The organism is Flavobacterium sp. DG2-3, assembly GCF_030730925.1.
In the GTDB taxonomy this organism is placed as follows: Bacteria; Bacteroidota; Bacteroidia; order Flavobacteriales; family Flavobacteriaceae; genus Flavobacterium.
The window spans coordinates 1-22,148 of record NZ_JAVAMB010000012.1 but is presented as its reverse complement, the minus strand read 5'-3'; the positions used below and the strand labels follow the sequence as shown (position 1 = coordinate 22,148).

Genomic DNA, 22,148 nt, shown 5'->3' with positions numbered 1-22,148 from the left:
ATGAAAAAACTTTACCTTTCGCGCCATCTTTTGGCTCTTTTATGTTTTTTTAGTTGCATTTCTGGGAATCTTTTTGCTCAGACAATGCCAGCGGCTCAGTCTTTACCTTATAAACAAAAATTTGAAGGATTAGTAGATAATCCTACTACTTATCCTGATGGTATTCAAGGTTGGAATGCTAGTACACCTTCAAGTTCAAGCTTAACAACGCCTTCAAATTTTACCACTACCGTAACATCTGATAAACCATTAACAGCAGGTGGTTCAGCTAGTTCTAATGGAGGAAATATTTATAATTATAATCAAAAAATCGGTTTTTTAAATGCTGGAAGCTTCCTTGATCAAACAATAGCTCTTGCTATAAATACAAGTGAAAATACAAAAGTGCGAGTACAATATGATGTAATGGTAGTTCGTAATCCATATGTTGCAGGAACTACTACTAACCGTATTAATGAGATGGCTTTGCAATATCGAGTTGGTGAGACAGGGAATTTTATAACCTTGAATGAAACGTTATTTCAAAATAACACAACTACACGTACAAGTGAAACCGCTGGAGTTCCGATGCAAACGAAGCATTTTTCTTTAACATTGCCGACAGAATGTGATGATAAACCTATTGTTCAAATTCGTTGGATAACAAGACAAGTTTCTGGATCAGGCGCTCGTCCAGCTTTTGCGATTGCTGATATTGATGTTAGAAGTGATAATGTTGCTCCAATTTCTGATGCAGGTTATCCTAAAGTGGCTAATATCTTGTCTGCTGGTTTTGATTTTGTTAATAAAATAAATGAAGGAGGAAAAACATATTATGTGTTAGTACCTGTCGGAAGTGCTGAACCAACAATTGCACAAATAAAAGCAGGGCAGGATGCAACAGGAAATGCTGCTTTACAATCTGGTTTTTTCAATATCACAGATCCAGCATTAGAATACTCAAAAAGTTTTACTGCTTTAGATCTAAATACAACGTATTCTGTTTTTTCTATATCAGAAGATCTTTATGATAATACGCAAACAGTTGTAAGTAAAGTTGACGCAACAACTTTAAGTGTTGCAAGTCCAGAAATATCTACAACAATTGCTTCTTTAGATTTAGGAATTGCAGAATTTAATTATGCTTCAAATACTTTAAGTTATCAAGTTCAGGCTTCAAACCTTACTGATAATATGGTTTTAACTTCTTCTGCAAATTTTACTATTTCTAAAGATAATATTGCATTTGCATCTTCAATAACATTTGTTCCTTCAGAATTTGCTTCAAATGCAACTCCAACAGTATATGTAAAATTTACACCAGATGCAGTTTCTGCTTTTAGCGGACAAATAACACATGAAACAAACGGGGCAGTAACAAAAACAGTTACTTTGACTGGATATGGAATTAATGCTTACGAGCAAGATTTTAATGATCCTAATGTTTTAACTAACAGTGGTTGGAAACAATACGATGAAGCAGGTCCTTTAAATAAATGGGCTTATACTAATGTCGTGAGAAATGTGAATTCTGGAGCTGGAGCAGTTTTAGTTAATGGATATTCAGATGCTGGCGCTAGTAAAGATTGGTTGATTTCGCCTAAATTACGTTTAAATAATTTTGGAGAATTTCCATTATTATCTTTTTATTCTCGCAAATTCTATGCAGGACCATCTCTTAAACTAATGGTTTCTACTAACTATGATGGAGTTAGCGATCCAAATACTGCTATATGGACAGAAATTGATGGTAAATTCCCAACAACTACAGGAAGTTATGTACAATCACAATATATAAAATTGACAGACTATAAAACAGATCATACTTATTTGGCTTGGGTTTATGAGACAACAAAAGGAGGTACAAACTTTGCCTCTGAATGGTCGTTTGATGATTTTGTTGTAAAAGACGAGACAGGTTATGTAGATTTAAATCCTTTTTTAGATTTTGGTGTAATTAATGAAAATACACTGTCAGATGCTCAGTCTTTTAATTTTAAAGCAGAAGGTTACGGAGACATTACAATTACAGCTCCAGCATCATACAAAATTTCAGCAGATAATATTTCGTTTACATCAAGTATCGTAATAACTTCTACAGATGCTTCAGCAGGTAAAACACTTTATGCTAAGTTTGCGCCAATTGTAAAACAATTTAAGATATCTGGTTCTTTAACAGTAACGGGAACATCATTAAGCAAACAAGTTGGATTTCTTACAGGTTCTTCTTTGCCAAAATCAGAAACTTTTGATGTTGTTACTTATAATTTAGAGTTTTTTGGTTCTGATAATCCTAGTAATGGACCATCAGATAATGCGTTGCAAATTGAAAACGTTGCAAAAGTAATGAATAAACTAGATGCTGACGTATATGTTGTTCAGGAAGTTTCTAGTGATACAGCAATAGATGATTTAATTCAGAAATTGAATATAAATGGGAAGACGTTCGATAAAACTATTTCGCCAATTTGGTCATATTCATGGGATCCAACTTCAGACCCAAATTTTCCGCCTCAAAAGCTAGTAGTTATTTATAATACTCAAACTGCTACATTGAAAAAAACTCGAGTAATGTTCAAGGAGTTTTATGATGAATTAGTCGCAGGAACTAAAACTTTAGCTAATTATCCTTTACCTGCAAGTAATCCGCCAGTGCATCCAAGTTCAGGATTCTTCTCTTCAGGACGTTTGCCTTATATCGTAACTTTAGAAACAAATCTTAACGGAGTTAAAAATGAAATTAAGTTTATAGATGTTCATGCTCGTGCAAATAGCGGAACTGATATGACGACATATACGAGACGTAAATATGATACTCAGATTTTTAAAGACAGTTTAGATGCGCATTACCCAAATGATAATTTAATTATTTTAGGGGATTATAATGATGATGTGAAAAAATCTGTTTTTGGGACTAACAATCCGTCAACTTATGAGAACTTTGTTACAGACACGAGTAATTATAAAGCGCTTACATTAGAGATAAGCCAAGCAGGTGCTTTTAGCTTTTTGACTTCGGGTGGATTCTTAGATCATATTATGATTTCTAATGAATTATTTGATCAATATATAAACGAGTCAACAACTGTTTATGATCCAAGAAATGACATTGCAAATTACACGACAACAACATCAGATCACGGACCCGTAATTGCTCGTTTTGACTTAAAGCAAGATGTGCTTTCTACACCTGATTTTGGAAAAAACAAATATTTCGTAAAAGCCTATCCAAATCCTGCTACAGATGTTTTGAATTTTGATATCAAAACAACAGAAGGAAGAGATTTAAAAATTAGATTATACGATTTTAACGGACGCGCCATTGGAAACCCAATTAGCGTTAAAAACGAATCTGAAGTAAGTACTGCCGTTGTTGCGGTTAATAATCTAGTTTCTGGAGTTTATTTCTATACTGTGACGGAAAACAATAAAGTGATTTTTAAAGATAAAGTCATTAAAAAATAAGAGTTTTTATAAAGCACAAAAGGCAGTCATTTTACGACTGCCTTTTTTTATGCAAATATTTTTTTGAATTCTTTAAAATCAATATTGCTTTGATCGGTAAAGAGAAAGAAATACTCTAACTGCCATTTCTGAGTTTTCTGCGCCTGTTTACTTGTAGTTTCATTCCAAGGCGGATAAACTCTTGTAGCTCGAATTCCTTCTTTATTTGGAGTAGAAAAAATGCCTTTTTCTAATAGTATTTTCTTCGGAAAAACAAATTGTCCCCAATTTTCGTCTTTTCGAACATTAACAATCACAAAATCAATGTTGTCAGAATAATCAAAAGGTTCAATAATTCCAGTTTTATTTCGTTTCCATAACGTCACAAACTGTCCTGTTTTGGTTGGCGTAATTTTCGCTTCACGATAACAAATATTTTTGCTGTTTAGCACAAAACGAAAAGCGCTATATTCTTCACTTTCGGTTTCTTTTTGTAAAGAAGCCAACTGCAATTCGGCTTTGTCAAAAATGATTTCTTTACTTAATACTAAATCAGCTGAAGCAGTAGTAATACTCATAGAAAGGAATTCTGAATTTTTTCTGAAAAGTACTGCAAATTCATTTAGAAAGAAAAATTCAAACCAAAATTTAACCCCCATTGAAACTGGTTGAAAGACTGGCTGTTTAACGGATTGATATAATAATTTACCGCAGGCTCAACAAAAACATTGGTTTTTTTGTACACACGATATTGAACCGTACTGCTCAAAGTCGAACCATAAACGTAATCATTCGCATCGATGTTTTCTCCAATCGAATGTCCGTCTAGGGCAACATTATTAGAAATCAATTTACCTACAAAACCTCCCGTATTCAAATTAATGCTAGCTTTATTTTTATTGAAAATAGAGTAAGAAACCTCCAGCGGCATTTCTATATATCTTAAACTTTGATCCAAACTTCCACTCTGTACATTATCACTTTTCAAAGCTTCTTTTGTGCTGTTAGATACAAAAAGGTATTCTGAACTATTTCCTACCGGAGCCGCATCACTCACTAATGAAGAAGCACCAGGAACAAAAAGAGCATTGTTTTTAGCATTTACATACGAAACATTGGCAACGCTTTGTCCTAACTCATTAAATTTCAGCCCAGAGCTTACAGCCCATTTTTTATTGATGTTGTATTTTGTTTTAACACCGTACGTACTAGACTGTTTAGAATCGTTTACGTTTCCTAAAGTTTTCTCGTTTTTGGTGTTTTCAGAACTAGCGACACCGGCAAAAACAGCAAGATTCCATCTTTCTTTTGGATCAATTTTTTTATCCTTTTTCTCTTTCTTGTCTTTCTCCACTTCTGGAGTTGAAATTCCTTTTTCTAAATTCTGAAGTTCTGCCAATTGTGCCGAATCAACTTTTGTTAAGGCATTACTATTAAACTTCGAATTATCTTTGAAGCCGTCGTTCAAGTTATTCTTTAAATTGTTTTTCAAATTATCTTTAGAATCGCCTTTAAATGCTAACTCTGCAGAAGTATTTTCGTAGACTGCTTTCGTTTTCGCTGTATTTTGTTTCGAAATATTGGCGTTTACATCTGAAACTGAAGTATTAAAAGCAATATTTGAATTGTTTTTAGCATTCAATTTTTCTTCAAAAATAGAGTTCGAAAGCTGTTTTTCTGTTTTCGAATTAAATTGGTTTGTTTTGCCAAATGCCACTCTTTCTTCAGAAACTCCTTTATAAGAAGATCTGTTAGAAGATTTAGCACTGTTTTCTAAAACAGATTTTTTAGAAGATTTCACAGCAGCTTTTTCTTCTGATGAGACAGAGTTCTCAAATGCAATAGATTCGTTCGGAACATTAGCAGTACTTGGCGTACTGTATTTAGAATCTTTTTTATTGTTTTTGTTTGTAGAATTGGAATGCGCTACAGAAGTTTCTTCAACTTGGATTCCTGATCCTGTATTGAATTGATTTTTTATAGCAGAATTTTCGTTTAAAGAATCAGCTGTTTTGCTGCTATTTCTATTTTGATCTAGATTTTTGTCGTTAGCATCATTTGTCTTTTTGTCAAGAACAACACTATTTGTACTATTCTGTAAAACGCCGTTGTTAAGATTGATATTCTCAGGCGAAGCAGTAAAATGTAAAATTGTAGGCAGAAGCAACCCTAATAATAAGCATGCAGCAGCCGACCACCAAAGAACAACTCTCTTCTTCTTTTTAGGTTTGTCTAGTTTTTCTTCAATCTGACTCCATAATTCCGGTGGCGGAACAGTGGAAAAGTCTTCCATTGATGAAAAAATATCTTCTATTTTATGCTTCTTCATGCTGTTTTAAAATTTTTTATGCTCAAAATTCGCTTTTGTAATATATGTTTGGCGCGATTTAAATTTGATTTTGATGTTCCTTCGGAGATTTTTAATAGTTCGGCGATTTCCCGATGTTTCATTTTTTCAAATACATACAAGTTAAAAACCGTCCGATATTGATCTGGTAAATCCCGAATGTACTCTAGCAGTTTTTCCTGTTCTATTGGTATCGCTTCGAGTTCCTCTTCTTCGACAAAATCGGTGTCGGGATCAAAAACATCTAAAAAGAAACTCTCTTTTTTCTTTTTATTTAAAGTTTCGATGAGTTTGTTTATAAAAATCCGTTTCAGCCAGCCTTCAAAACTTCCTTCAAACTTATACTGGCTTATTTTCTGAAACGCAATTACAAAAGCTTCCTGAAAAACGTCCTTCGCGTCATCTTCATTCTTCATATACTTCAAACAGATACCATACAAAACAGGAGAGAACAGCTGATAAATTTTCAGCTGTCCCTCCCTGTCATTTTTCATGCACAGTTTGATGTATTTTTCTAACTCGTCTTTCAAGAAATGGTTCAAATTTGATTTTGCAAAAATAGTTTTAAATAGCTTACAAAACTATCTTTTAAAAATAGTTCGACTACCTTCCTGATTGTTGCTTACAATTGTTAGGTTTTGATTGTCAAGGTTTTCTATCACGTAAGTTTTGCCTTCAAACGTAATTAGGTCATGTTCTGACTGGTCAAAATATCCCTTTCCTTTTTCAATTTGATAAGCGCTATTTCTTATTTCTACATTGTTTTTATACGTAATAACCCTTCCATTTTCTGTAAAGACAATTTTCTTGGTAAATCCAATTGTTTTTGGCGTTGCCACATAAGGATTAGTAGAACCTCCTATAGATTTTTCCCAAATCCAAGTGTTTACTATAGATCCTGCTGCAGCCTCTTTAGAAGCGTCTACAGGCATCATCGATGTTAAAAGAAAACAGACAGTAAAAGACAATAAAAGTTTCTTCATGATGGTATTATTTTAAACTTGTAATTTTTTCTTGAATTGCTTTTTTGAAAAGTTTGATATCCGCACTTTGATCTTGCGTATCATTATTATCGATAAAAACTTTTGTTACGCTTGCTCCTTGGCGTAGCTCAAAATAAATTCCGCCTTGATCTGCAGCATCTGGAGAACCGTAAGTTTTAGTTTGGCCTTTTAAAGCTAAAATTTCAGCAGGAACGCTTTTTAGGAATAAAGTATATTCACCTTTTTTAATTGTTGGAGTGTATTTGTACTGATTAAAATCATACTGTCCAGCTGCAACATTTAAGAATTTTAAAGTATTGTAATCGTTAATCTGGAAGAATTTTTGGCAGTCGCCACCAGTACAATTGCTGTTAAAGCTTCCGATAACAATGTTGTCTGAAGTTTCTGTTGTTTTATTAAAAATCATTCCTTTTGATGTTTTCGGAATCAAAACAAAATCATAAGGATAGGTAGGAGAAGGTGTAACCACTTCGCCTGTAGCAGGAGCTTTTTCGTGGTAGTTCACTACAATTTCGCAATTATTTTCAACAATCGAACTAATTACGATATCATAACCGCTTGTAGGTTTAGCGCCAGCAAAAATTCCAACTAAATATTGTTTGGTAAAATCAATGTTAGGATCACTTGCAACAGGACAGCTGTTAGCATGTTTTGAAAAGAACTCATCCATTTTTTCCTGAGAAGCAATAACTGCTACAGCAGGATTATTTGGCATATTTTTTACACTATAGTTACATGCGAAAGGAAAACCAGTAAAATTTACAACAGTATTGGCACCACAGTCTACATAGTTATTTCCATCATTAAGAGAACAGGCGCTGAATCCGAAGGCTACAAACAAGCCAAGCATTAATTTTTTCATAATTATTTAAATAGGTTTATATCTTGTAGATAGCCGTTTAAAAGAATGGTTGCGTTGAGGTGCAATTTTTTTTAAAAAAAATTAAAATGTTGGTTTAGTTTGGATTAAAAATGAATTAGTGAAATTTCTGTTTTTAAAACTAAGTACTACGTATTATTGCGTACTTTTACGTAAAATAAACTTAGTTATGTCTGATTATATACCGTTTTTATTAGGTTTTGTTGTAGCGCTTTTTATAGGCATCTACGTAGGCAGAATGCTTTCTGGATCCAAATTTCAGTCTGAAAAAGTCATTTCAGAAGAACGATTGAATGCGTTAAACGGTCAATTGAAGATGCAGAAAGAGCAGTTTGAAAACGAAAAAAATAATTTGCAAAAACAATTGCAGCTAAACAATGCTGAGAAAGAAAACATTCGAACAGAAAAAGACAGTCTGGCGATTCAGCTTTCTAAAAAAGAAGTTGATTTTGAAAATTTATGGGAACGCCATAAAGAACAGAAAAACGAAATCAGCGAACTTCAAGAAAAATTTACCAAAGAGTTTGAAAATCTCGCCAATAAAATCTTAGAAGAAAAATCGGCTAAGTTTACCGAACAAAATACCGTTAATATGAAAAATATCCTGACGCCTCTGCAGGATAAAATTTTGGTGTTTGAACAAAAAGTAGAACAGACCCACAAAGAAAGTATTGATTATCATGCGGCGCTTCGTCAGCAAATTATTGGTTTGAGCGAAATGAACGCGCAAATGAGCAAAGAAACCTTAAACCTGACCAAAGCCTTAAAAGGTGACAGCAAAATGCAGGGAAATTGGGGCGAATTGGTTTTGGAACGTGTTTTAGAAAAATCAGGATTAGAAAAAGGAAGAGAATACGAAGTACAGCAGAGTTTTACCAACGCAGAAGGAAACCGCGTTTTTCCAGACGTTATTATAAATCTTCCAGACGGCAAGAAAATGATTGTCGATTCTAAAGTTTCGCTAGCAGCGTATGAAAAATGGGTCAATGAAGAGTCGGAACTTTTAAAAATAGAATTCCTTAAAGAACATGTCATTTCCATCAAAAGACATGTGGACCAATTGGGCAGTAAAAATTATCATGATTTATATCAAATGGAAAGTCCAGATTTTGTACTGCTTTTTATTCCGATGGAACCTGCCTTTGCGATTGCTTTAAACGAAGATCCGTCTTTGTACACCAAAGCCTTTGACCGAAATATTGTGATTGTAACCCCAAGCACGCTTTTAGCAACTTTACGAACAATAGACAGCATGTGGACCAATCAGAAACAGCAAGAAAATGCCTTAGAGATTGCAAGACAGGCAGGCGCGTTATACGATAAATTTGAAGGTTTTGTATCTGATTTAGTTCGAATTGGAAATAAAATAAAAGACACCAAAACAGAATACGAAAGTGCGATGAACAAATTGGTAGAAGGAAAAGGAAACCTGATTTCAAGCGTAGAAAGACTGAAAAAAATGGGAGCAAAAGCCAAGAAATCACTTCCTGATGCGATTATCACGAGAGCCAGTTCAGAGGAAAATGAATTGCTGAATTAAAAAAATAAACCATATAAGTCATATAAGTTTATTTAATGCGATGTCTGACTAAGCGACGAAGGGCATATGAGAAGGCGATGCAACAAAGGGCTTCGACTCCGCTCAGCCTGACAAAATGTGATTAATGCGATTGTCTCTCTGAGCGTCCCGAGAATTCGGGAGAAGGGCATCTCATGTCACTCAAACTGAAAAAAAATTAAAATAAATAATTTAAACACATAGACACATAGAAATTGAGATTGGAGGAAAAGGCGTTTCACTTGCATAAATACACATAGCGCTGTGTTTAAAAAAATAAACCATATAAGTCATATAAGTTCACTTAATCCAAAACTTACTTTTTCTTATATGACTTATATGGTGAGAATAAACACATAGTTCTATGTGTTAGAAACTAGTTTCTTTCTTTTACTCTTTTCAAGAAAAACAAAATCTATGTTCCTATGTGTTTAAAAAAATATACAGCTAATCAAAAAACAAAAAAACAAACCATATAAGTTTATTCAGTTCAAAACTTAAAAATATCTTATATAACTTATATGGTTTAAAATAAAAACACCAAAAACAAAAACATGAGTACAGATTTTAAGCCCGTTTCTTCATCAAAAGTGAGCATATCAGAATTGATGCTTCCTTCGCATACCAACTTTAGCGGAAAAATTCACGGAGGATATATTTTACAATTATTAGATCAGATTGCATTTGCATCGGCATCAAAATTCAGCGGCAATTACTGCGTGACTGCTTCTGTAGATACCGTAAACTTTCTAAAACCCATTGAAGTTGGAGAATTGGTAACCATGAAAGCTTCTGTAAATTATGTCGGAAGAAGTTCTATGGTAGTCGGAATTCGCGTTGAAGCAGAAAATATTCAGACAGGTGTTATCAAACATTGTAATTCGTCTTATTTTACAATGGTTGCTAAAGACAAAGAAGGAAAAAGCGTTCAAGTTCCAGGATTGATTTTGTCTAATTTGCAAGAAATACGCCGTTTTAGAAAAGCAATAAAACATATCGAAGTTAGAAAAGAAGTCGAAGAACACGAAAAATTGGCCAACATCAATTCGATAGAAGATTTGGCAAGCCTAGAAAAATACAATGTTCTTTTAGAAATCAGCTAAATTTTCTTATATTTATTTCACACATTAAATACTAGAAAATATGGTCAAGTTTGGATATACAATATTATACGTTGAAAATGTCGAAGAATCTATTTCGTTTTATGAAAACGCATTTGGATTTTCGAGAAAATTTGTCTCGCCAGAAAATGATTATGGCGAATTAATTACGGGAGAAACAACACTTTCTTTTGCTTCTAAAAAACTAGCGGCAAAAAATCTGCCTGATGGTTTTATCGAAAGCAGTTTAGAAGATAAACCTTTTGCTATCGAAATTGGTTTTATAACAGAAAATGTACCCGAAGTTCTGCAGAAAGCCACTTCTTTTGGTGCCATTATGGTTTCAGAACCGGTTGAAAAACCGTGGGGACAAATTGTGGCCTACGCAAGAGATTTAAACGGATTTTTGATTGAGATTTGTACAGAGGTAAAAGGGTAATTTTTGAAATGAACTACATACAAAGAAAACCGTATCTTTTATTTTTAGCGCTAATAGTCTTTCTTTTAAGTTTTGGCTTTTATAAAGGAGATGAAACACTTGATGTTAATATTCACGATACTTATTTTATCATTTCGTGGAAACATTTCATGATTCTTGTGTCATTGTTTTTGTTTTTTATCTATGGAATTTACTCTATGGTAAAAAGAAGATTTTAAAAACATTTCACATCTGCCAATTCTCATTTTACAAGAGAAAAACATTCACAAATATTTAGCATAAGTTCCAAAACTTTGCGTGCAAAAATTCCGTAACTTTAAGTGTAATTATTGGGTTACGGAATTTTTTCACTGAGTATTGCCGTTCAATTTTTCAGATTAATTTAGAATCTGATTTCCTTTTTTTTCTTAGTCAGAATAAATTGAATGACATAATTGTTTAAATGCAGACGATTATGAAAACAACTACTTTATTATTTTTACTTTTTACCGCCTTTACTGTCATTGCCCAAGACAAATTTTTTACGAGTACAGGGACAATAAACTTTGAAGCGTCTGTTCCGCTGTACGAAGAAGTGACCGCTGTAAATAGACAAGTTGCCATACTTTTAGAGCCTAAAACTAGTACTTTTATCTGTACTGTTGTAATCAAAGATTTTCGTTTTAAATTGAATCTTATGCAAGAGCATTTCAATGACAATTACATGGAAAGCAATCGTTATCCTAAAGCCGTATTTAAAGGAAAGATTGAAAAATTTGATTTGAAAGATATCAATGAAACCGAAAAGCAATATCAGATAAAAGGAAAATTGAATTTACGAGGCAAATCAAAAGAGATTATCGTAAATGCTTTGATTAAAAGAGTTCCAGAAGGCATTCAGGTTATCTCCGATTTTCCTATTGCGGTATCCGATTTTAATATTCGCATTCCGAATTCTATTGCGTCAAAAATTGCTAAAACGGCCAATACAGAACTGACGGGAATAGTACGCAGCGATGAAACCATGCTGACTTTAAAATAATTTTTTTTCGGGTTGCGTAAATGGAACGCAGATGACACGGATTTGCTATCGCAAAGACGCAGATTTATACTGATTTTATTTAAAAAAAATCCGTTTTTATCCGCGTTTTCGCAAAGCGAATCCGTGTCATCCGCGTTTCATGAAGAAGCTATTTTATACAGCTAATTAAAGTTTTTTCTAAATCGGTAGATTGAAATTCAAAACCTGTTTTCTGAATTTTCTCTGACGAAACACGCTGTCCCGTTAAGACTGCAATGCTCATTTCACCAAGTAAAATCTTTAATACAAACGGCGGAACTTTAGGCAGCCATATCGTATAATCGTACAGTTTAGCCATAATTTTAGAAAATCGGGAATTGGTCGTATTGTCTGTTACACAAGCGTTGTAGGCGCCTTTTAGTTTGGTGTCTACAATGCTTTTTAAATAAATCTGGCACAAATCTTCAATATGGATCCAAGGCAAGTATTGTTTGCCCGAACCCAGAACCGCACCAAAACCAGATTTAAAGGTCGGAATCATTTTTTTTAAGAAACCTTCGTTTTTTCCTAAAACAATACCCGTTCTAATTTTGACCGTTCTAATGTTTAACGAACCAATTTTATCTGCGGCCTCTTCCCATTTTTGGCAAGTTATGCCAAGGAAATCATCAGCTGGTGGCGTGTTCTCGGTACAGATTTTATGACTCGTAACGGCACCATAAATTCCGATTCCAGAAGCAGAAACAAACGCTTCCAGTTTTTTATTATTCATTTCCAAAACCGAATAAATCATTTCTACAGGACGTACGCGGCTTTCTATAATGGCTTTTTTGCGTCTTTTGGTCCATCTTTTTTCGACAATTCCTTCGCCTGCAAGATGAATAATATAATCGGCATTGAGAATCGCATTTTTGTCAATATAATTTTTCTTTATATCCCATTTGTAATACGAAACCCTTGGCGTATTTTCTCTATCAGAACGGCTCAAAACCGATACAGTAAAACCTGCTTCGATCAGTACATCTGTCAAATGTTTTCCGATAAAACCGCTTCCGCCCGTTAGTAGAACATTTTGAGCCATAATAGTTTATAATATATTTAACAGTGTATAATGTTTAAGGAAGAGTAAAGGTACTTAAACAATGTTTACCTTTATGGCAAATTCTAAATTTTAATAAGATGGCGACTAAAAAGAAGGTAATTACCAAAGACGATATCGTTTCAAAATATATGGAAGAAGTTCTGGAAAAAGGACAAAAACCGAAATCGGTTTATCATTTTGCTAAAGAAAATGATTTTACAGAAGCCGAATTTTATGCATTTTTTGGAACATTAGAAGGTTTAGAAAAAGAAATATTCCGACTGTTTTTTGAAAACACGGTGAATCTACTTCACAAGAATGAAGAATACCAGCAATATGACATGAAGAATAAAATGCTGAGCTTTTATTTTACTTTCTTCGAAATCCTGACAGCAAACAGAAGTTATGTTTTGCAATCGCTTAAAATAGATAAAAACCCGATTAAGAATTTAGTGCAGCTAACAACGCTTCGCAATAGCTTTAAGGAATATGTTTCTGAAATTTTAACCGACGATTATAGATTAGAACAAGAAAGATTTCAGAAGTTTCAGGAAAAAGCCATTGAAGAATCGTCTTGGCTGCAATTAATGCTGACGATCAAATTCTGGATGGAAGACGAATCTCCTGCTTTTGAGAAAACGGATATTTTTATTGAAAAATCGGTTAATGCTTCATTTGAATTGATGAATGTGGCACCGATGAATCATCTGATTGATTTCGGAAAATTTTTGTTCAAAGAAAAAGTACACAGCAGATAATGAAAACGATAGATTATATTCCGACTTCAAAAATTGAAAGAGCGGGAAAACTGGTTCAGACTGGAGCTAAAATTGGCGTAAACTATGTAAAACATTATGCCGAGAAAATAGTAAATCCTGACCTGACTCGCGATAAATTGAATGAAAACAACGCCGAAGATATTTACGACGGACTAAAAAGCCTTAAAGGAAGCGCCTTAAAAGTGGCTCAAATGCTGAGCATGGACAAGAACTTTTTGCCTCAGGCTTATGTAGAGAAATTTTCTTTGTCACAATTTTCTGTTCCGCCGCTTTCTGCGCCATTGGTTTTAAAAACCTTTAAAAGCAATTTCGGAAAAACACCTTATGAAATTTTTGACGAATTCAACCCAAATTCTGTAAATGCAGCTAGTATTGGTCAGGTGCATTTGGCAAAGAAAAATGATAAAAAACTGGCGGTTAAAATTCAGTATCCTGGAGTTGCCAATAGTATATCCTCAGATTTGGCTTTGGTAAAACCCATTGCGATTAGAATGTTTAATCTTCAAGGAAAAGATTCTGATAAATATTTTAAAGAAGTTGAAGACAAACTGATTGAGGAAACAAACTATTTGCTGGAATTGAAACAAAGTCAAGAAGTGGTTGATGCTTGCGGTAAAATAGAAAACATTAAATTTCCGAATTACTACCCAGAGTTTTCTTCAGAGAAAATCATAACCATGGATTGGATGACGGGAATTCACCTTTCTGAATTCACCGCCCAAAATACCGATCAGGAAGTAGGCGATAAAATAGGGCAGGCGCTTTGGGATTTTTATATGTATCAAATCCATGTTTTACGAAAAGTACATGCAGATCCGCATCCAGGAAATTTTTTGGTCGACAATCAAAACCAATTGATAGCTTTGGATTTTGGCTGTATGAAACAGATTCCAGAAGATTTTTATGTTCCGTATTTCGAATTAATCAATAAAAATGTAATTACAGACGAGAAACTTTTCAACGAAAAATTATTCGAATTAGAAATTCTGCGTCAAGATGATACACCTGCAGAAATTGAATATTTCACCGAAATGTTTCATGATTTATTATCGCTTTTTACAAAACCTTTCCAAAACGAAACTTTCGATTTTGCCGATGAAAAATTCTTTAACGCGATCGCCGAATTAGGAAAACGTTTCTCAGAAGATACCAATCTTAAAAAAATGAACGGAAATCGTGGCTCTAAGCACTTTATTTACATGAATCGTACTTTCTTTGGTTTGTATAATTTAATGTTCGATTTGAAAGCTAAAATTGTAGTAGATAATTATTTGAAATATTAAAGTTTAAAATTCCAAAATAAAAAAATCCAAATTCCAATCTTCTTAGAACTGGAATTTGGATTTTTTTTATTTGTTTAGCCTTAAAATTATATACTGTGTGTGTCTTTTTGAGCGATCTTTAAGTTTCAGGAGAAGAATCGCACATATGCACAATGCGAGCGATCCTTTTTCTTCAATTATAAAAATCTAAATTACAAATCTGCCAAATCAGCAAAGCCTGCTAGAGAATAAAATAATTATTTGATTTGAAAAAAGTAAAAAGGCTACATTATGTAAGATACACAATGCAACCTTTTTTATCCAAATTATAGTTGAAGATTCATTTTAATCTCTAATGGAAAGATAACTTTTAAAGATCATTTGATTAATTAATTTTTTGCCTCATCTCATAAACTCTATTTACGTTTCCATTATTGGTAATTATAAGTTTACCAGTTTGTTTTAATATTGTGACATCAAATTGTGTACTATTACCTCCATCTTGGCAAGTCGTAGCAGAACCTGTAAATTTTAAACCTGTGGCGTAACCGTTAGTATTAGTTACTGTATAGGGATTTCCAGCTCCAGAACCTCCTGTGTAGGCCATACCATTATAATATGTGGCAAGATTTATAATCATCGGTACAGTACAGCCATCTGCACTGCTAATAGTGAAATTTGAGAATTTTGGATCAGCAGTAAGATTAAATGTGTAAGAAGCACCAGGAGCCACGGTGGCACTAGTGTATACTATAGCGCCAAAATCTTCCAGTTTTGTCCAGATCACATTACCTGAAGCGTCTGCAGATGTTGCCACATCTCCTGCTTGAGGTGCTTTATTATTTGTTCCCAATTTAATTTGCGCTGTATTTGTCGTTGTTTTTCCTGTAGCGGTTATATTTGTAGCGGCTGTAATGTTTTTAGTCGCCATATTTAAATCCTGCGTTGCAGTATGGTTACCTAGGTTATCACCAGCTCCAATAGAGGCAGCAGATTTCCAAATTATGTTACCATTAGCATCTGCAGCTGTTGCAATAGAACCAGCAGCAGGAGCGGTGCCGTCTGTACCTTTAGAGATTGCTAAATTATTAACTGTAGTTTTGCGGGTTGCTTCTTCAATTGTCAAATCGTTTGCGCTATTTTTGCTAGAGTAAATACCAAAATTGCCTGATTCTTTGTACAATATATAAGTGTTGTCGTTATTTGTTGATCGGTCTTTGAAGTAAGCATCGTAAATATTATCAATTCTATTTCTGTTTAGATTAAGCGTTGTAGTAGCGGTATGATTACCCAAATTATCACCAGCTCCAATAGAAGTTGCAGATTTCCAAATTATGTTACCGTTAGCATCTGCAGAAGTTGCAATAGAACCAGCTACAGGAGCAGTGCCGTCTGTACCTTTTGCTATTTGTGCTTGTTGTGCATTTAGTTTGTTAGAAATAGTAAGAGTACCGCTATTGTCAAGAGCCATACGTTGTACCCATGCTTTATTAGCATCAATGGTTTTCCAAGTAAACTGACCTGAGTTGGCCCAAGCAACGTCACCAGAATGATTTACCAAGTTGTATGCACCCTCTGTTGCAATTTTAGTCATGTCTTTACTTCCATAAATCCATATTTTGTCTCCAGTTACTACTTGGTCAAAAGAAAGCTGTCCATTTGCAATGCTTACCTTCTTGCTGGCATTGATATTTGTCGCATTATTTATGTCTTTAGTAGACATGTTTAAATCCTGCGTTGCGGTATGGTTACCCAGATTATCACCTGCTCCAATAGAGGCAGCAGACTTCCAGATTATGTTACCGTTAGCATCTGCAGCAGTTGCGATAGAACCAGTAGCAGGAGCAGTGCCGTCTGTGCCTTTAGAAATTGCTAAATTGTTAACCGTAGTCTTACGGGTATTTTCATTAATGGTTAAATCGTTTCCGCTATTTTTACTAGAGTAAATTCCAAAAACACCTGCGTTTTTGTACAATCCATACGTGCTATTATTGTCAGTTACCTGATCTTTAAAGTAACTATCGTAAATATTATTAATTCTGTTTCCGTTTAGATTAAGAGTTGTAGTTGCGGTATGGTTACCCAGGTTATCGCCAGTTGCATCGGCACCTGTAATTAATTTATTCCAAGTGGTTCCGTTCCAAAAGTAAAATCCTGCTCCTCCTGTAAGGGCGGTATTGGTATTATAAACCAGTAAACTGTTTACAGGGTTTCCTCCGTTAATAATGCTTTTGTCTGTAAGACTAGGTATACTTATCCTAGGTACTAATAGTCCTCTGTTTGTGGAGTTAAGATCTAATATAGAGGAGTCATCTGGGGCTTTTTTTCCAGGTATTGCCATTTGGGCATTTACTTGGCTTAAGGATAAAATTCCTGTTAATAAAATAAAGATAAAATTCTTTTTCATGATGAATGTTATTTTGTTACTAAAATTAAAATATAAGCGGTTGCTTATCAGGTTTAATTACAGCGCAAAATTACTTCGGCAATGAAAGTTGAATAACCTTTAAAAGTTTTTATACTATTAAAATAAGATAATTATCTTCTTCATGTTGATAATTATACAAAATGGCAATTTTTTTATTTCTGTATCGGATATAAAAATGTCGTACCTCTCTTATGGAAATAGCGTGTAGGATTGAATTTTATTAGATATTGAAGAGAAACTAAAAACAGCGTCTGTTGAAATGGAAAATAGAAAACGGAAATATTGTTTTGTATGCTTGCTGTTTATTTTGTTTGAAAAAATATGTTAATTCTGAGAAAAGCTATTCTGATACATTCCTTAAAAGGTTAGCAATGGTCTGTTCGTTGGCTTTAACCATCTTAGCATAATCTCTTTTAATGTTATCGGGTTTAATACCACTAACTGCTCCGCTAATAGATTGACGGATATAGTACTTAGAAACTTTATATTTTAAAAACAACGCTTCTAAAATATTTGAATCATAAGATTTGTAAATTTTGTTCTTATTAGTATTCATCACTTTATTGTTTTAAAAATCGTTACAAAGTTAGTTGATAATTTTAATCTGTCAAATTTTTTAGATGATAATTTCTTACTTTTTGGTGTTTAATTATAATTTTAACGTGGCTAAATTATTGGAATTACCAAGTAAAAATGGCTGTTTTAGCAGATTTGCTTTTATTAGATTTTTAATAGAATTATAATTCAGTTTATAATAATTTTACTATAGTTGTAAATTATATCCTGTTTTGGATTTTTAAATAATCATTTTCAATAAATATTTATAAAAGCTTATGCGTAAATAAATTCCGACATAAAACTTTTTATTGTACTTTTGTGTGTTTATTCATTGGTTTAAAATTTTGCAACTAAAAAAAAGTATCTTTTTATATAAATAATTTTATTGGAGGGTAATTTTGTATAATGAATCCTATTTTAGAGCGCCTTAAATTATTGGCGAAGAATGAAGGTATTACAATCACTAAGCTCGAGCTGACAATCGGAGCTAGTAAGGGTGTGCTGTCACGGGCTATAGCGCACAATAGTGACATACAATCAAAATGGCTTTTAAACCTTGTAGAAAATTTTCCTGCCTACAGCTGCGAATGGCTTATAAAAGGTATTGAGCCCATGATAAGGGCTGAAATTGATTCTTTGCAAAACATGCCAGAATCTGACCTTGCCTATAAAGATCTCGCAGAATCCCGAAAAGAAACCATAGAAAGTTTAAAAAAGATTATTGTGCTGATGGAAGATAAAATTGCCTATAGCGAAAGCGAAAAGGTTTAGTTTTATTTTCTGTTTATTGGCACGCGGATGAGACAGATTCGCTTTCGCGAAAACGCTGATTTAGACTGATTTTTTCTTTAGTCCAAACTTTCATACACGTATGTCTTCCTGAGCGTCCCGAGTCTTCGGGAGAAGGAGCGCGCGCATTATCTGAACTGTGCGTCCTCTCTTTGCGGTCCTTCGACTCCGCTCAGGAAGACATACGTTGAGCTAAAAAAACTGACAGGTTTACTTGGAATTTGGAATTTAAAAAATTTGGAATTTATTTCAATATTTTCTGAAATCCAGCCACTTGGATTTGGAATTTTAAAAATTTGGAATTTATTTCAAGATTCCCTTCTTATAAGTTGCAATCGCGCGATCTCTGGCAAAAGCATGATCCACCATTGGTTCGTTGTAACCCAAATCAAACTCTGGAATCCATTTTCGGATGTATTCGCCTTTTTCGTCAAATTTCTTTTGTTGAATTTCCGGATTGAAAACTCTGAAATACGGCGCGGCGTCGCAGCCAGTTCCCGCTGCCCATTGCCAGTTGCCAACGTTGGATGCCAATTCGAAATCTAACAATTTTTCGGCAAAATAAGCTTCGCCCCATTGCCAATTGATGAGTAAATGTTTGCACAAAAAACTAGCCACGACCATACGCACGCGATTGTGCATATATCCCGTTTCGTTGAGCTGGCGCATTCCGGCATCAACCATTGGGTATCCAGTTGTTCCGGAACACCAGCGTTTGAAATCTTCTTCGTTATTGCGCCATTGAATTCCGTCGTAATTGGATTTGAAATTATGATTGACGCAATTTGGGAAACTAAACAGAATCTGAATAAAGAATTCTCTCCAGATTAATTCGCTTAAAAAAGTCTGATTTTTTCGGTTGGCCCAATTTACTAATTTTCGAATGCTAACGGTTCCAAAACGCAAATGCGGAGAAAGATAAGAGGTGCTGTCTAAGGCAGGAAAATCTCTGGTTTCTTTATAATTGGCAATTTGAGTTAAATTATGAGGCTGTACTTTTATGGTGCTTCTTTCGAAACCAATTGCGTCTAATTTTGGAAATTGGAATTTGTTTTTTGAAAAGTTCGATTGAAATGGAACAGAATCATATTCTGGAGCAGAACCAGAAAGATGGTATTTTTCTAGCCATTTATTTTTATAAGGTGTGTAAACGGTATAGGGAAGTCCGTCTGCTTTTGTGATTTCTTTTTCTTCGAAAATTACATGGTCTTTATACGAGAAAGATTCGATATTATTTTCTTTTAATAAAGTTGTGATAGCAGTATCACGTTTGATGGCAAACGGCTCATAATCTTTATTGAAGAAAACCGATTGAATGTCAAATTCTTCAATAAGTGATTTCCAGACTTCTTTTGTTTTTCCTTTTTTGATTAAAATAGAAGAATCTAGTTTTTGTAATTCGGAGTTTATTTTTTCGAGTGTATCGTAAATAAAAGTTACTCTGGCGTCATTTTTTGGAAGGTGTTCTAAAATTTCATCATCGAAAATGAATAAAGGAACAACAGGAAAATCGGATTGTAAAGCGTGAAATAATCCTGTGTTGTCTTCTAGACGCAAATCACGTCTAAACCAGAAAAGGGTAACTTTTTGTTTTGTCATTGTTTTGTTTTTTTTCTTTTGCCACGAATTTCACGAATTACACTAATTTTTTTGATATGCTGTGTGTGTTGCCACAAATTCACGAATTTTTTTTGATATGCTTTGTGTATTTTTTGCCACAGATTAAAAGGATTGGAAAGGATTTTTTTCTTTTTCTTTTGCCACGAATTGCACTAATTTCTCGAATTTTTATTATCTAGCGCACAAATAATTAGTGAAATTGCTTCGCCCGTTCCTATCGCTCGGGTAGTAGCAGCATTTTTTTCATTTCCCAAGAATTCACGTTTTTTTTGTCTCAGTTTGGAAAAAATTAGTGTAATTCGTGAAATTCGTGGCTTATAAACACACAGCATATAAAAAAAAATTCGTGAATTGCTTCGCCTGTTCGCTATCGCTCGGGTCGTGGCTATAAAATTTTGCTAATAAACTTTTTTGGAATTAAATAATTCTTCGATTTTGTTGTGTCTGTATTCGAATATGCTTTTGAGTTTGTTTTGTACGACTAGCTTATTCATGATTCTGCCTAAAATTCCGAAGGGAAGGGCGTAATGCACAATGTCTGTCATTTTTGTTCCACCATCTGGAACTGGTTCGAAAAAGTGTTTGTGATGCCAGAGTTTATAAGGTCCGAATTGCTGAATGTCGACAAAATATTCGTTTTCTTGACAAGCCGTGATTTCGGTAACCCAAGACATTTTAATTCCGAAAAGCGGTTTTAAAGTGTAGGTAATGATCTGTCCCTGATACATTCGCTTGCCGTCATAATCTTGAATTTGGAAATTCATGTTATCCAAAGTGATCGTCTGAAGGTTTTTTGGACTTGAGAAAAAATCCCAACATTCTTCTATGCTGGCGTTTATATGCTGTACGGTTACTATTTTGTATAATTTCATAAACTTTATAAATTCCAAATTTTTTAAATTCCAAATCCCAAACTGTGTATTTATTCTCACCATATAAGTCATATAAGAAAATCAAGTTTTGAATTAAATGAACTTATATGACTTATATGGTTTTTAAATATAGAATATGCAAGTGAACGCCTTTTTCGCTGTCTTTATTTCTATGTTCTATGTGTTTAAAAATTACGCTCAAATAATGCTACATTTTATAATATTTAAAAGGCACGAACAGCATTCCGAAACATTCTCCTTTTTCTTTTTGAAGGTGTTTGTGATGGATTTTGTGTGCTTTTCTGAGTCCGATGAGGTATTTGTTTTTGGTGTTTTTAAACCATTTAAAACGCTGATGAATCAAGACATCGTGAATTAGGAAATAGCAGGCTCCATAAAGCGTGATTCCGCAGGCGACAAAAAACAGATAATTGAACCCGCCTTGAACGCCAAAATAAAACAGCACAATACTCGGAATGGCAAAAATGACAAAGAAAATATCATTGCGCTCGAAGGTGTTTTCATATTTCGGCTGGTGATGATCGGCGTGAAAATACCACATAAAACCGTGCATTACGTATTTGTGTGTTAGCCAAGTAACACATTCCATAAACAGAAAAACGCCTAAAAAGATTAAAAAAGAAATCATTTTTTTATTGTTGATGTTATTATTTTGTTCAATGTTTTTTGTCAATCCGACGAAGGAGCAATCACACTAGTGATTCGACAAAGATTGCGGAGCTTCTTGCGTGCCCTTCGACTCCGCTCAGGGTGACAAAACTGTATGTTTAATTTTTTTATAAATTTATTTTATTGACTCTTTTCGTGTTTTTTGTCATTCCGACGAAGGAGGAATCGCACTAGTGATTCGACAAAGATTGCGGAGCTTCTTGCGTGCCCTTCGACTCCGCTCAGGGTGACAAAGCTTTACGTTTAATTTTTTTATAAATTTATTTTATTGACTCTTTTCGTGTTTTTTGTCATTCCGACGAAGGAGGAATCGCACTA

At 33.9% G+C, this 22,148-nt stretch carries 19 protein-coding genes; 8 read left to right on the top strand and 11 right to left on the bottom strand.

Features of this window, described 5'->3' with window-relative positions; all coding sequences use genetic code 11:
• Positions 1–3,444 carry a T9SS type A sorting domain-containing protein gene (locus tag Q9Q97_RS16240; protein WP_306158964.1) on the top strand — a complete coding sequence of 1,148 codons (3,444 nt, stop codon included), beginning with the start codon at positions 1–3 and terminating at the stop codon, positions 3,442–3,444.
• Between the two features lie 47 nt (positions 3,445–3,491).
• Here the strand turns inward: Q9Q97_RS16240 and Q9Q97_RS16235 are convergent, their stop codons facing one another.
• From Q9Q97_RS16235 to Q9Q97_RS16215, 5 genes are read right to left on the bottom strand one after another with little or no spacing between them, the layout of a single operon-like run.
• Entirely contained in the window at positions 3,492–4,001 is a 510-nt protein-coding gene (locus tag Q9Q97_RS16235) for a MepB family protein (protein ID WP_306158962.1), read from the bottom strand.
• 44 nt (positions 4,002–4,045) lie between these two features.
• Complete coding sequence (locus tag Q9Q97_RS16230) at positions 4,046–5,752, bottom strand: hypothetical protein (RefSeq protein ID WP_306158960.1); 1,707 nt, start codon at positions 5,750–5,752, stop codon at positions 4,046–4,048.
• Complete coding sequence (locus tag Q9Q97_RS16225) at positions 5,749–6,300, bottom strand: RNA polymerase sigma factor (protein WP_095929537.1); 552 nt, start codon at positions 6,298–6,300, stop codon at positions 5,749–5,751. Before Q9Q97_RS16225 ends, Q9Q97_RS16230 begins: the two co-directional genes overlap by 4 nt.
• 51 nt (positions 6,301–6,351) lie before the next feature.
• On the bottom strand, positions 6,352–6,753 hold the full coding sequence (locus Q9Q97_RS16220) for a hypothetical protein (protein WP_306158957.1): 402 nt from the start codon (positions 6,751–6,753) through the stop codon (positions 6,352–6,354).
• A 7-nt stretch (positions 6,754–6,760) separates the two neighbouring features.
• On the bottom strand, positions 6,761–7,636 hold the full coding sequence (locus tag Q9Q97_RS16215) for a protease complex subunit PrcB family protein (RefSeq protein ID WP_306158955.1): 876 nt from the start codon (positions 7,634–7,636) through the stop codon (positions 6,761–6,763).
• A 187-nt stretch (positions 7,637–7,823) separates the two neighbouring features.
• On the opposite strand from Q9Q97_RS16215, the gene rmuC reads away from it, so the two are divergent.
• From rmuC to Q9Q97_RS16195, 4 genes are all read left to right on the top strand, one after another.
• Positions 7,824–9,194, top strand: a complete 1,371-nt coding sequence (gene rmuC / locus Q9Q97_RS16210) for a DNA recombination protein RmuC (RefSeq protein WP_306158953.1) — start codon at positions 7,824–7,826, stop codon at positions 9,192–9,194.
• A gap of 572 nt (positions 9,195–9,766) precedes the next feature.
• Positions 9,767–10,315: an acyl-CoA thioesterase gene (locus Q9Q97_RS16205; protein ID WP_306158951.1), complete on the top strand. Its 549-nt coding sequence runs from the start codon at positions 9,767–9,769 to the stop codon at positions 10,313–10,315.
• Positions 10,316–10,355: 40 nt separating this feature from the next.
• Positions 10,356–10,751: a VOC family protein gene (locus Q9Q97_RS16200; protein ID WP_306158949.1), complete on the top strand. Its 396-nt coding sequence runs from the start codon at positions 10,356–10,358 to the stop codon at positions 10,749–10,751.
• Positions 10,752–11,205: 454 nt separating this feature from the next.
• Positions 11,206–11,772 carry a YceI family protein gene (locus Q9Q97_RS16195; RefSeq protein ID WP_306158947.1) on the top strand — a complete coding sequence of 189 codons (567 nt, stop codon included), beginning with the start codon at positions 11,206–11,208 and terminating at the stop codon, positions 11,770–11,772.
• Positions 11,773–11,920: 148 nt separating this feature from the next.
• On the opposite strand, the gene Q9Q97_RS16190 is transcribed toward Q9Q97_RS16195, so the two are convergent.
• Positions 11,921–12,832, bottom strand: a complete 912-nt coding sequence (locus Q9Q97_RS16190; protein ID WP_306158945.1) for a TIGR01777 family oxidoreductase — start codon at positions 12,830–12,832, stop codon at positions 11,921–11,923.
• 98 nt (positions 12,833–12,930) lie between these two features.
• On the opposite strand from Q9Q97_RS16190, the gene Q9Q97_RS16185 reads away from it, so the two are divergent.
• Positions 12,931–13,590: a TetR family transcriptional regulator C-terminal domain-containing protein gene (locus Q9Q97_RS16185; protein WP_306158943.1), complete on the top strand. Its 660-nt coding sequence runs from the start codon at positions 12,931–12,933 to the stop codon at positions 13,588–13,590.
• Positions 13,590–14,894, top strand: coding sequence for an AarF/ABC1/UbiB kinase family protein (locus Q9Q97_RS16180; RefSeq protein WP_306158941.1), 1,305 nt, complete (start codon positions 13,590–13,592; stop codon positions 14,892–14,894). The genes Q9Q97_RS16185 and Q9Q97_RS16180 overlap by 1 nt, the downstream gene beginning before the upstream one ends.
• A 364-nt stretch (positions 14,895–15,258) precedes the next feature.
• Here Q9Q97_RS16180 and Q9Q97_RS16175 read toward each other — a convergent pair whose 3' ends face one another.
• Positions 15,259–17,280 (bottom strand): hypothetical protein, encoded by a 2,022-nt coding sequence (locus tag Q9Q97_RS16175; protein WP_306158939.1) that lies wholly within the window; start codon positions 17,278–17,280, stop codon positions 15,259–15,261.
• A gap of 361 nt (positions 17,281–17,641) precedes the next feature.
• Positions 17,642–17,857: a hypothetical protein gene (locus Q9Q97_RS16170; protein ID WP_306158937.1), complete on the bottom strand. Its 216-nt coding sequence runs from the start codon at positions 17,855–17,857 to the stop codon at positions 17,642–17,644.
• Between the two features lie 407 nt (positions 17,858–18,264).
• Between Q9Q97_RS16170 and Q9Q97_RS16165 the strand changes: the two genes are divergently transcribed.
• Positions 18,265–18,630 (top strand): hypothetical protein, encoded by a 366-nt coding sequence (locus Q9Q97_RS16165; protein WP_306158935.1) that lies wholly within the window; start codon positions 18,265–18,267, stop codon positions 18,628–18,630.
• Positions 18,631–18,951: 321 nt separating this feature from the next.
• Here the strand turns inward: Q9Q97_RS16165 and Q9Q97_RS16160 are convergent, their stop codons facing one another.
• The 3 genes from Q9Q97_RS16160 to Q9Q97_RS16150 form a co-directional block, all read right to left on the bottom strand.
• The gene (locus Q9Q97_RS16160; protein WP_306158934.1) at positions 18,952–20,247 is read right to left on the bottom strand and encodes a deoxyribodipyrimidine photo-lyase; all 1,296 of its coding nucleotides are present in this window, start codon (positions 20,245–20,247) and stop codon (positions 18,952–18,954) included.
• A gap of 419 nt (positions 20,248–20,666) precedes the next feature.
• On the bottom strand, positions 20,667–21,140 hold the full coding sequence (locus tag Q9Q97_RS16155; RefSeq protein ID WP_306158932.1) for an SRPBCC family protein: 474 nt from the start codon (positions 21,138–21,140) through the stop codon (positions 20,667–20,669).
• A gap of 208 nt (positions 21,141–21,348) precedes the next feature.
• Complete coding sequence (locus Q9Q97_RS16150; protein WP_306158930.1) at positions 21,349–21,789, bottom strand: sterol desaturase family protein; 441 nt, start codon at positions 21,787–21,789, stop codon at positions 21,349–21,351.
• Positions 21,790–22,148 lie beyond the last annotated feature (359 nt).